Source organism: Pseudomonas onubensis, assembly GCF_965653655.1.
Taxonomy (GTDB): domain Bacteria; phylum Pseudomonadota; class Gammaproteobacteria; order Pseudomonadales; family Pseudomonadaceae; genus Aquipseudomonas.
The window spans coordinates 1-449 of sequence record NZ_CBFHAZ010000275.1 but is presented as its reverse complement, the minus strand read 5'-3'; the positions used below and the strand labels follow the sequence as shown (position 1 = coordinate 449).

The following is a 449-nucleotide window of genomic DNA, read 5'->3' as shown; positions in this document are numbered from 1 at the left end:
GTTCCAGTACATGCCGGACCGTCGCACCGGAATACATTCTCACACGCTCAGGCCGCACCATCGTCTCATGAGATTCTGGCATTCCCTCGCGTATATCCGAGACCATCACAGCCCCGCCTGGCGACAGGTAAACATTCACCGGGTCATGAACACTCTGGGGGTAATGCGCCAGCTCATCACCCCATACCGTGAATTCTCCGGCTCTGTTACTCAGCATCATGTAGCGGGTTATCCTGCCCGTTCCCGGCTCTCTGGCACGCCCCAGCTCCGTAATAACCCCGACTAATGCCGTTTCACGGCTCAGACGGTGGTTATCATGACGTTTCAGCCGCGCCTCATGCTCCTGTTCCTTCCGGCGCGCTTCCGCTTCGGCTTCCTCCCTGCGCCGCTCCGCTTCCCGTGCTGACAGTTTTTCTTTCAGCTCTGCCATTCCCGGCGCAATCCACGTA

The 449-nt window shown here is 58.6% G+C and carries 1 protein-coding gene; it reads right to left on the bottom strand.

Annotated elements, in window-relative coordinates:
* Nucleotides 1-430, bottom strand: a 430-nt coding sequence (locus ACTD9P_RS29930) for a hypothetical protein (protein WP_438870465.1), incomplete at its 3' end; no start/stop codon positions are given.
* Nucleotides 431-449: the final 19 nt, after the last annotated feature.